The sequence below is a fragment of the Gilliamella sp. ESL0232 genome (genome assembly GCF_013346885.1).
Taxonomy (GTDB): domain Bacteria; phylum Pseudomonadota; class Gammaproteobacteria; order Enterobacterales; family Orbaceae; genus Gilliamella; species Gilliamella bombi.
Window position 1 is genome coordinate 54,375 of record NZ_JAAEDW010000005.1, and the last position, 11,272, is coordinate 65,646.

Below are 11,272 nucleotides of genomic sequence, written 5' to 3' on the forward strand. Positions count from 1 at the left end.
TTTTTATAATCTGTATTAATTCTGCCATTTATGACATAATCTATTAAAAGATATGTTTAAAATTCAGAATATCCATGATGATATCAATTACAATAATGGCGTTTTCTGTTAAACTTGTCATAATTTTAAAAAGAAATTATAAGAAATAAAAATGATATAAAGGAATGAAAAGAAATATATGGCAAATACATTACTTCGAAGTGGTGATATTAAAGATTTCAAAATGCTTGGGCATGATGGAAAAGCTGCTTATTTAGTCGCAGCTCAAATTCGGGAAACGTTTAGAGTTAAATTAGGCAAACAATTTGCCGATTATTTAGCCATTCCTCAACGCAATGACCAAGGTAATATTATTGATTGGTATATTCCTTTTGATTCAAATCAACCAGATGGGCAATATGATATAGTCCCTTGGACATCGGCTAGTGAATCCGAACAAGAATCCGCCCTTAAGCTTTTAAAGGAATTTGAGCGAAAAGTTGTGGCTCTAGGTGAGCAACTAGCTAGTAACCCAAATATTAAAGGCGATCAGCTATTGTTCAGCCGCCTTATTTATGATCCAAAACACAATTCACAAAGTCTAGAACCTAACTTGATGGCAATACGCTTTCCTAGTAATCAATTTGTTTATATTGTTAATGGTAAACCAGTGATTACTTTTTGGGGGTTTGTTTATCCACAAACGCCTCAAGTAAATTCTCCATTCTATTGTTTAGAGCCTGCAAAAAAAGTAACGCCAACAATCACAGAAGTAGTTACTCCACAAATTAATAATAGACCATGGTGGAAACGTTGGTGGGTATGGTTGTTAGGGTTATTACCTTTATTGTTACTTTTGTTAGCATTGTTTTTATTACGCGGCTGTTGGCTAAAACCTCAAATATCGATTAACCCGAATGTATCTTTAGATAATAGCAATATTAGCCAACCAGAAAAAGATGAAAAACAAGATAGAAAAGATCCAGAGCCAAAAAATGTTGTCGTTGATAATCGATTAGGTGTCACCAATAACGCTATACCAAATGGTACGATTTTAGACAATGCAAATAATATTCCTACCAATAGCAACGTGGCTGGTGATTCAGTTGATCATTCTTTACCTACAGACAATGGAAATGATAGTAATAATATTCCAGATCCTGATGCTAAAGATAATAAAAGCGAGCAAGATGCGGCAAGAACGGATGATAAAGATGACAAATCTACCCCTTTAGATCCTGATAAAAAAGATGATGCAAATATCCAAAATGATCAAAGCGAGCAAGATAAACAAGATAAACAAGATAAAGATAGTGCTGAGCAGACATCTTCGCCATCGGATAAAGATAATAAATCAGATTCTAATTCAGCTGTTGATCAAACTAATCATTTAGCTATGCCAGCTGATGCAATTAAACAAGGATCGACAAAATTCTTAAATGGTCAATGGTCTGTAAATGGTGGTATTCAAGATAAAGCCACTGGTAAACCATTACAATTAAGTTATAACTTTAATGATGGGAATGGCGAAGTCACTGTAACACGTAGTGATGGTGTCAAATGTACAGGTAATGTGGGTACAAACATTAAAAATGCCAATTTAGATATAACGGGTAACACTGAGGCTGTTTGTAGTGACAATACCAAATATCAATTACCAAAGATTCAATGTACACCAGACAAAAATAATAATGCTAATTGTCAGGGAATTTATAATAATGGGACTTCATTCCCAATAACAATGAAAAAACAATAAAGGTTGTATATGCTTCCAGAATTACGCAATTATGGTCAAGAAGTGACACTTATTATGAATAGCGGTATTCAGTTTCTTGACTTTGCACTTAAAATCGATTGGAAAGATAATGAATGGCGCAGTAAAGTTAATGGGTGCTTTATTGATCCCTCTGAGAGTGGTGCGCTAATTAGGTTGGTTGAAGATGTGGAAAGTGGTCAATTTTTTACACCAGATAATCCCACATTTGCTGTTAATCCAACACAGGAAATTAGTGTTGAACAGTCCTTAAAACTATACGATGGCATTTGGTTACCAGTTCCTATGTTACGTTCAATACCTTCAAATCGTTTTGATAAAGGGCCACATAACTGGAGCCGAGTTCGAATCGTTAGTATTCCTGAAGGTGAAGATCCTGATGGTAATACACATCGAATCACTTTTGCTTTTGATACAAAAGTATTTGCTAACTTACAAGATGTTGCTTATCTTGCGCCAACCGAAAACGATGTGATGACTGGTGCAGTATTTAGTTTAGCACATCGCTCAGATCACGTTTCATGGTATTTAGAACTCAAATGGATAACCAGTTGGTTAATTGATCTCTTTCAAGAACTCGCGCCACAACCTGAACGTTTAAAGATACATAAAGATGATATTAATAAAGAGATTAAAAATAAATCTTATTATGCGCATTACCTAAATATCATCCACTTACTTGCCGACTCCTTGCAATTGCCAACAATTAAAATTGTGTCAAACAATAAAGATGATGTTGTTAAATCAATTCCTGTTGATATGATTTTAGATGTGGGTAATTCACGCACTTGTGGCATTTTAATTGAAGATCATGCCCAAGATAAAGATAGTTTAAATCATCGTTATGAGCTTGAAATTCGAGACTTAACCCAACCAGAGCATATTTACAATGAACCGTTTGAAAGCCGAGTAGAATTTGCCCAAACTTTTTTCGGTAAAGAACATTTTTCATTACAAAGCGGTCGACGAGATACATTCCGATGGCCAAGTATTGTCCGTGTAGGCCAAGAGGCAAGTCGGCTTGCAAGTCGGCGAGAGGGTAATGAAGGTGCAACGGGTCTTTCAAGCCCTAAACGCTATTTATGGGATCAAGATAAATATGAGCAAGGTTGGCGTTTTAATTCTCATTATGTAAAAAGTGATCATGAACCATTTGCTACAGCTGAACCTTTTTCAAGCTTAATTAATGAATACGGTGAAGCATTACATATTTTAAGTAATGATATTGAAGAAGAGTATGACCGTAAAATGCCAGTTTTCCACCCAAAATACTCACGCAGTTCTTTGATGACTTTTATGTTATGTGAAGTATTAATGCATGCATTAATGCAAATGAATAGTGTTGCTCAGCGTAATAAACTCGAGCATGCTAAAACGCCACGTAATTTAAGATCTATTATTTTAACTATTCCGCCAGCTATGCCAAAACCAGAACAAGCAATATTTAAAAGTTGCGTATATCAAGCAATAGGTTTGGTTTGGAAAAGCCTAGGTTGGGATAGTTCAGATAAAAATATTGATTTTAATAATCCAGAACAACTAAAAAGTGTATGGCCAAATATCCCTGAAGTGTATATTCAATGGGACGAGGCGACTTGCGGGCAAGTGGTTTACCTCTTTAACGAGACACAAAATAATTATAATGGGCGCAGTGAAGAATTTATTGCTTCAATGGTACGTCCAGGTAAAGCTAATAAACAGAAACTAACTATTGCAACAGTTGATATTGGTGGCGGCACAACAGATTTAGTGATTAACGATTACCAATTAGATTATGGTGTAAGTGGTCAAACCAACAGTAGTAATGCTTATATTGTACCAACGCAACGTTTTCGTGATGGATTCAAAGTTGCAGGTGATGATATTTTACTTGATATCATTCAAGATACCGTTCTAACCGCTTTAACAAATGGTCTAAAACAAGCTGGAATTGCAGATCCAAACCCAATTTTATCTACTATTATTGGTTCACAACAACTATCTATCCAAGATGCGGTATTGCGCCAACAACTCACTTTACAGTTATTTACACCGGTTGGATTACAAATATTAAAAGCGTATGAACTTTATGATCCATTACATTCAGAGCAACATGATTATCGTTCTACCTTTGGCGAATTATTACAACATAATACTATGACTGACAATGTGCTTAATTTTATAAATGAACCTATTAGGCGCGCATTAAATAACCCTGAGTTTTCGGTACTTGATTTAAGTATCGATATTAACCTTAAACGTATACATTATTTGTTTATTCGTGGTGATTATTACAACATCTGTAAAACGTTTGATGCATTATCCGAAATTATTAGTTGTTATCAGTGTGATGTTCTTTTATTAACTGGTCGCCCTTCTCGATTACCGGGAATTCAAAGTTATTTCCGATCACGCTTATCTATGCCTGCAGGGCGAATTTTGCCTTTACATGGTTATCATACTGGTGGTTGGTATCCTTTTCATAAACAAGAACGCATTGATGATCCTAAAACAACGGCTGCTGTGGGTGCTATGCTTTGTTTTTTAAGTAAAAATTTACGATTACCTAATTTCTATTTTAGATCTTCTAATATGGATTTATATTCAACAGTTAAATACATTGGACTTTTAGATAATCTTAATATGATTAAAAAAGAAAATGTTTATTATCAAGATATTGACTTAGATAATCCTGATTATGATTTCCCTGATCTCTCATTTGAAATTAGAGGCACCACAAGACTTGGTTTTAGGCAACTCGAAGTTGAAAGGTGGCCAGCATCGCCTATTTATATTTTAACAATTGAAAATAGTGAAGTGGCCAAGCGATTAAGTGCTGAAGGCGTCGTATTAGAAGTTACTCTCGGCATAAAAAACAAACAAAAAACGGTCGAAAATTTTTATATTAAGGATGTAAAAGCCTCTGATGGGCGAGCCTGCAATAAAAATCAGGATATTAAACTAAGTTTAAATACAATGGTTAACTCTGGTTTAATAAGTACGCAATATTGGCTTGATAGTGGAATGATAAAACGATGAAAAACTTAAATGAACAACTTCCTAAATCTTGGGAACAGGTCTATCAAGCATCAGCAAAGGCCATTGAGTGGGTAGATCAAACACGCCATTCATCTAAACGTTTAGATAGTGAAGCAGATAATTTAATTTTAGATTTACGTCGTTTACGTAATAGTGCAAAACGATTGGGTGATGTATCAACTAAGTCTGTTGCAGTTGGTTTTTTTGGATTATCACAGGCAGGTAAATCGTACCTTATTTCAGCGCTAGCTGCGGGTGAAAATGGTAAGCTTGAAACGGTTGTTGATAACGAAGTTTTAGACTTTATTGATCATGTAAACCCTGTAGGTAGTGGTAAAGAAGCGACAGGTCTTGTTACTCGTTTTAGCCGTATTGCTAAAGGTGGTATAGCTAACTATCCGTTAGAATTAAAATTATTTAAAGAGATAGAAATTGTAAAAATCTTAATAAATGCCTATTTTAAAGATTTTGACCAACAAAAAGTATCCAATAAAATTGAGTTTTCACAGCTAAATCAGTTGATTCAACGGTTAGAAAATAAAAAACAAATAAGCTATGTTGGCGGTATTATTGAAGATGATGTTGTTGATCTTTATGATTATTTATCTGAGAACTTCGGTAACTCGCTTGAAGGTTTGAAAGGGGGATATTGGGAAAAAGCAACGCACCTTCTTCCTTATTTGCCTGTATCTGATCGTGGTGAACTGATTTCTGTTTTATGGGGTGGTATTTCTGAACTCACCACAATCTATACCCAACTAGCGACGACCTTATCAAGTTTTAGTCATGCTGAAACGGTATATGCGCCGCTTTCTGTCTTAATCAAAGATAATAACGGTACTAAGTCACAAATTGACAGTATTATGAATGTTGATATTCTTGAGCGATTAAATACCGACAAAGATTCATCTGTCACTATAACGCCATTAAATGGCGCACCAACAACTATATCTTTAGCTCAATTGGCTTTTTTAACTGCCGAATTAATTTTTCCATTAGTCAATAAAACCAGAGTACCAACATTTGAAAATGTAGATTTACTTGATTTTCCTGGATACCGAGGCCGTCTAAACTTGATATCGATTTCTGATGTTAAAGAAGGTAATCCAATTGCTCAGCTTTTATTGCGTGGTAAAGTTGCTTATCTTTTTGAAAAATATACTGACAGCCAGGAAATGAATGTGCTAGTTGTTTGTACACCATCAGATAAACAATCTGATGTTAATGATGTAGGTCCAGTACTTGAGCGCTGGATTGATAAAACCCAAGGTGAAACAGCTGAAAAAAGAGCTACTAAAAAGCCGGGATTATTATGGGCAATAACCATGTTTGATAAACGCATTGGCACATCATTAACACTATCTGAAGATAATTTAAAAAATAGCTGGGGCAAAGGAGGTTTGTTACAACAAACTATCTTAGAACGTTTTGGTAGTTATGATTGGTTAAGTAATTGGTCGAACAATCACAAATTTAATAATATTTTTCTAGTTCGAAAACCAGGATTTGATGTGCCATTTTTAAATGTCGAACCGAGCACTAGCCAAGAGATTGATTATAGAGAAAATTATCAAGATAAAATGAATGTATTAAAAAATACATTTGTGCAAAATAGTGATATTAAAGAATATGTGTTCCAGCCAGAAGAAGCATGGGATGCCATGTTAAAACTTAATGATGGCGGTATAGGCCGAATTAGCCAATACTTGGAGCAAGTTGCCATTACGGAAGTAAAACAACAACGTATTGTTGAACAACTTAATGAGAAAATTGATTACATTATTAATATGCGTTTTGATACTTGGTATCAAGCGGATAGTGATGAAGAGCTAGTTAAGAAAAAGCAAGTAATTGCTGATGCAGTTAAAGAATTGCAAAGTAAAGCACTATTATTAGGTGAACTACTTAAAGTGTTTGAATTACCAGATCAAACAATTAGAGCACTTTATCATTCCAATACAATAGAAAATGAAACACAGCAAGATAGCAATGATAATTTGTTAGATAATTTATCGAATGATTTTGGTTTAAATGCTGATTTCGAGTTATTTTCTGATGAGAATTCACCATTGACCACTAAACAAGTTGCCACATTACCAACCGAATCAAAGTTTGCCAAAACTGTTTTTTCGGCATGGTTAGAGCATTTAAGGAATATTGTATTAGATAAGCATATTTTACAGTTTTTTGGTATCAATCAAAAATCACTCTCTTTTATTGTAGAAGAACTTATTACTGCAGCTAATCGAATGAAACTTGAAGCAAGTTTAACCGAGCATATTTTGAATAACGAAAATACTGGTAGTAAGCGTGATGATCTAGAATCTAGACAAATTAGTACTATTCACACTTTACTAGCCGATTTTATTGCATGGCTTGGTTTTATTCAAGGGCAGGGAAGTGATATACCAATGAGTAAAGTTAATCAGGGGAAACCGATATTTTCTTCACCGCTAAGTGAATTGAATGTTCAATCATCACATTCATTACCGAAACTGGACGATAAAACTAAAAATTATTCCCAGTATGCGATATTTGATTGGTTTGTTGCATTTGCAATGCTTGCGCAAGAAAATGTGGGGCACCATGCAGGACGAGAAATTAGTCAAGAACAAAATAGCCGATTGGGTGAAATTCTTAATTTTTTCAAACAATCGCAGATTAATTAAAATTAAATAAAAAATAGAGTAATAGGGAAGTCTTATTTGAGTTGAAAATGTTTCCCTATTCAATAGATCGGATGAATAATACTCGCGTATTTGAGTATAAAAATAGAGGATATCATGGCATTAAGAATTGAATTAGATAGTTATAAACCCGGTATTGCGAAGTTTTTAGCTCAAAAATGGAGTGGTAGTTCTCAAATTGATATACTTGTACAACGCAATCAGGATGGCTATTACTTATCTGGCTTGAATCAATGGAACCCCGAAAAAAATTGGCATACTCTTGAAAATATGTCAGTTGAAAATGAAAAATTAACGGGATACGTTGGTGAATGGTTGGTCGACTCTTTGGTGACACAAGAAAGTCAGCTCCGATTTCTTATACAAATTCGTGATAAGCAAAATCAAAGTTATGTTGATGGTGGTGTTGTTAGTATTGCAGAAACTGTTTTTGCCTCAACAGCATTAAACGCACAAACAACTTTATCTAATGAAGAACAAGTTATAGAACATCCTGAGCCAGTTAATGATCCTATTGTTGAAGATGAACCGCCATTAATTGAAGAATCTAATATTACCTCTCAAAAGGAAACATTAGTCGAACCTATTGAAACGGAGTCAGAATCTGGAATAACTCCTGAGGAACCAGTTAAATCAAAAAGTCGCCTAGGGCTAATTGTTTCTATTGTTGTTGGATGTATGATACTAATTGGACTAGGTCTTGCGGCGTGGTATTTTTTATTTTTCCAAAAACAATTACAACCTACTCCCACAGTGGAAGTTGGTGAACAATGTAGTTTAAGCAACATTTCTACTGATGATTTAACATTTATTCAACAATGTTTACAGACTAAACCTGAAACGGGAGCAATTATTCAGATAATTACTGAAGCTAAAAAAGCAGGAAAATGTAATATAGCTCAGCGTTTATATGCAAATCAAGCACAAACAAATGCTAACATTGCTATGCTATATGCAAAAGAGTATGACGAAAAATTTTATGAAGTGAATAATTGTTTTGAAGCTGATAAAGAAACGGCTATTTATTGGTATGAAACATCTTTGACTAACGATCCAAAGAATACATTCGTTAAAGATCGTTTAACCCAATTACAAAAATAGTGAGGAGCAAGAATGAATAAACTAGCTATCTCAAAACTGATTTCCACAATAGGTTTAACATGTTTACCATTAATTGGTTTTGCCGCAGAGCCGCTTAAGCAGGTAGGTAAAAAAACGCTATATCAGCGTGTACTAAGTACGCCAACATGCGAATTAAAAAGTAATATTGCTGATCCTACTGGTAAATCTTTACCTGCATTTTCACGTTATTATGTTTATGAGCGCAAAAATCAGAATAATCAGCAATGGCTTAATGTAGGACCAGATTCTTATGGAAAAACTATTGGTTGGATTAATGATTCATGTACTATTGCTTGGAATATGCAAATGACATTAGTTTTTACTAATCCAGTTGATCGTGATCCTTTGCTATTTTTCAAGGATAAGGCTGCATTGACTGCGATTGTTGATGCCGATAAACCTGAAACTTTATTAAAACCTATTCGTGAAGCTCTAAAAGCGAATAAAGCAGCTCCAGAAGTGCTTGCTCAAGAACCTAAAGAGTTTGTAGATTTTAAAAGTAATTTCTATTTATTACCTATTTTGCAAGGTGAAGAAGTAATGAATGGGCGAGGGTTTTATGAGCGAGTGCTAGAGGTCGCATCAGTAAGTAAACAAGAATCATTGATAAAAAATAACCCAAAGCAAAACACTGCTCAAACTGCTGATGATAGTGCAAATCAAGTAGTACCTTTTAAAGCCGCTATTGTGTTTGTTATTGATTCAACTATTTCTATGGATCCTTATATTTCAAGAACTAAAGAAGCGGTAACGCGAGTTTATCAGCATATTGAAAAAGAAAAGCTACAAGAACAAGTAAAATTCGGATTGATATCATTCCGCTCAAGCTTAAAAGCATCGGATAAGCTCGAATTTGTTACCAAGATTTTTGCCGACCCAAATAAAGTTAAGGATAAAGAAGACTTTAAAAAGTTAAGTGCTTCACTTAAACAAGCTTCTGTTTCTACCTCGTATTTTGCGGAAGATTCTTATGCGGGCATTGCTCAAGCATTAAATGATATTAATTGGAATAGTTTTGGCGCACGTTATATGATTTTAATAACAGATGCTAGTGCGATTCCGGGGGATGATAAGCTTTCTAGTACTGGCATGGATGCAGCGCAATTAAGGCTTGAAGCTCAGCATAAAGGAGTTGCCATTTATGCACTACATTTAAAAACGCCAAGTGGTGCAAAAGATCACCAAGTAGCGGCAGCACAATATTCAGACTTAACTTATAACGATTTCATTCATAAATCACTTTATTACCCAGTTAATGCTGGTGATGTTAATGAATTTGGTAAAAAAGTAGATTTATTAGCGCAAGCACTATCTGAACAAGTCAAACTAGCATATAGAGGTGAAGCTTCTGTTGGTAATGCTCTAAATGCAAAAGATGATAACTCTGATATGTTAAAAGATGCATTGTTATTAAGTAAGGCAATGCAACTTGCTTATTTAGGGGATGTAAAAGGTACTAAAGCACCGTCAGTTTTTAAGGCTTGGATTGCCGATAAAGATTTTGTTAAACCAACTATACCAACAGCAGAGCCACGTATATTATTAACAAAATCACAACTGAGTGATCTGAGTGATGTTGTTAGCAAAATTGCAAATGCAGCTAATGATGGATTGATTTCTGCCGATGATATGTTTTCGCAACTTCGCTCTGTTGCTGCCGCAATGGGGCAAGATCCAAGTAAATTAAAATCAGATTCTGTCACAAAAATTGCAGATTTGGGTTTACTTGGTGAATATTTAGATAATATCCCTTATAAGAGCGATGTAACGGGGCTTGATCAAGATACATGGAAAAGTATGAGTGGGCTTGAACAAGAAAAATTTATTCGTAATTTAAATAGTAAAATTCGCTATTATCAAAAATGTAATGCAGATGTAGATCGTTGGATTTCATTAGCTGAAGGTAGCGATCCGCGTGAGAATGTGTATCCTATACCATTAGAAATGTTGCCATAAAGTTGTGTTGTTAGAAAATATGTTAACCATCAATCAAATTGCAATTTCACGCTCAACAGGCAAATCCTTTTTTAGTGTTTGCCTACCAAAGCTAACTGTAAAAGCTGGTGAGGTGGTCGTTATTCAGGGCGACAGTGGTGCTGGTAAAAGTACTTTACTTGAAATGGTGGGGATGATTCTAAAACCAGACGAAATTGGCTGTTATAATCTGGCTATAGATAGTTGTGATATCGATATTGCAACACTCATCAAACAAGATAAAATAGATCAATTGGCAGATGTTCGTGCTAAGTATTTAGGTTTTATGTTACAAACAGGTGGATTACTGCCATTTTTAACGGTTCGTGACAACATTTTATTATCGTTAAAGTTATTACAGAAAAAAGTGGATAATGATCGCTTTGATTATTTAGTGCAAAAACTCAACATTATTCATTTACTAAATAAATATCCTAAACAGTTATCAATTGGTGAAAGGCAACGAGCTTCCTTTATTCGCTCTATTATTCATAAACCTGCGTTATTACTCGCCGATGAGCCGACTTCGGCATTGGATCCCTATAATGCAAATTTACTTTTTGATTTAATTATAGAACAAGCTCAGCAGGATAATATAGCTGCCATGATTGTAACACATGACCTGCAGCGTATAGCTAACAAAGGATTATTTACTTTATCGGCTAAATTAACCTCCTCACAATCTTCGGAATTTCTACCATTACAAGATAAGGCATAA

General features: G+C 34.7%; 6 protein-coding genes. All 6 read left to right on the forward strand.

Translation table 11 applies throughout. From position 1 onward, the window contains the following. The first annotated feature begins 178 nt into the window (after positions 1-178). The 6 genes from GYW75_RS06685 to GYW75_RS06710 all read left to right on the forward strand — a co-directional run bounded on the left by GYW75_RS06685 (position 179) and on the right by GYW75_RS06710 (position 11,272). Positions 179-1,735: an SrfA family protein gene (locus GYW75_RS06685; protein WP_174798838.1), complete on the forward strand. Its 1,557-nt coding sequence runs from the start codon at positions 179-181 to the stop codon at positions 1,733-1,735. A gap of 9 nt (positions 1,736-1,744) precedes the next feature. After that, positions 1,745-4,771, forward strand: a complete 3,027-nt coding sequence (locus GYW75_RS06690; protein WP_065609325.1) for a virulence factor SrfB — start codon at positions 1,745-1,747, stop codon at positions 4,769-4,771. Beyond that, positions 4,768-7,440, forward strand: a complete 2,673-nt coding sequence (locus tag GYW75_RS06695; RefSeq protein ID WP_174798839.1) for a putative virulence factor — start codon at positions 4,768-4,770, stop codon at positions 7,438-7,440. The genes GYW75_RS06690 and GYW75_RS06695 overlap by 4 nt, the downstream gene beginning before the upstream one ends. 114 nt (positions 7,441-7,554) lie before the next feature. After that, positions 7,555-8,559 (forward strand): hypothetical protein, encoded by a 1,005-nt coding sequence (locus GYW75_RS06700; protein ID WP_174798840.1) that lies wholly within the window; start codon positions 7,555-7,557, stop codon positions 8,557-8,559. 12 nt (positions 8,560-8,571) lie between these two features. After that, positions 8,572-10,536 carry a vWA domain-containing protein gene (locus GYW75_RS06705; protein ID WP_174798841.1) on the forward strand — a complete coding sequence of 655 codons (1,965 nt, stop codon included), beginning with the start codon at positions 8,572-8,574 and terminating at the stop codon, positions 10,534-10,536. Positions 10,537-10,555: 19 nt separating this feature from the next. Next, complete coding sequence (locus tag GYW75_RS06710; RefSeq protein WP_065625390.1) at positions 10,556-11,272, forward strand: ABC transporter ATP-binding protein; 717 nt, start codon at positions 10,556-10,558, stop codon at positions 11,270-11,272.

What these genes read in the sequence shown, in the direction of transcription:
- GYW75_RS06685 (WP_174798838.1), top strand. Translation starts at nt 179, where the DNA reads ATGGCAAATACATTACTTCGAAGTGGTGATATTAAAGATTTCAAAATG.
- GYW75_RS06695 (WP_174798839.1), top strand. Translation starts at nt 4,768, where the DNA reads ATGAAAAACTTAAATGAACAACTTCCTAAATCTTGGGAACAGGTCTAT.
- GYW75_RS06700 (WP_174798840.1), top strand. Translation starts at nt 7,555, where the DNA reads ATGGCATTAAGAATTGAATTAGATAGTTATAAACCCGGTATTGCGAAG.
- GYW75_RS06710 (WP_065625390.1), top strand. Translation starts at nt 10,556, where the DNA reads ATGTTAACCATCAATCAAATTGCAATTTCACGCTCAACAGGCAAATCC.
- GYW75_RS06690 (WP_065609325.1), top strand. Translation starts at nt 1,745, where the DNA reads ATGCTTCCAGAATTACGCAATTATGGTCAAGAAGTGACACTTATTATG.
- GYW75_RS06705 (WP_174798841.1), top strand. Translation starts at nt 8,572, where the DNA reads ATGAATAAACTAGCTATCTCAAAACTGATTTCCACAATAGGTTTAACA.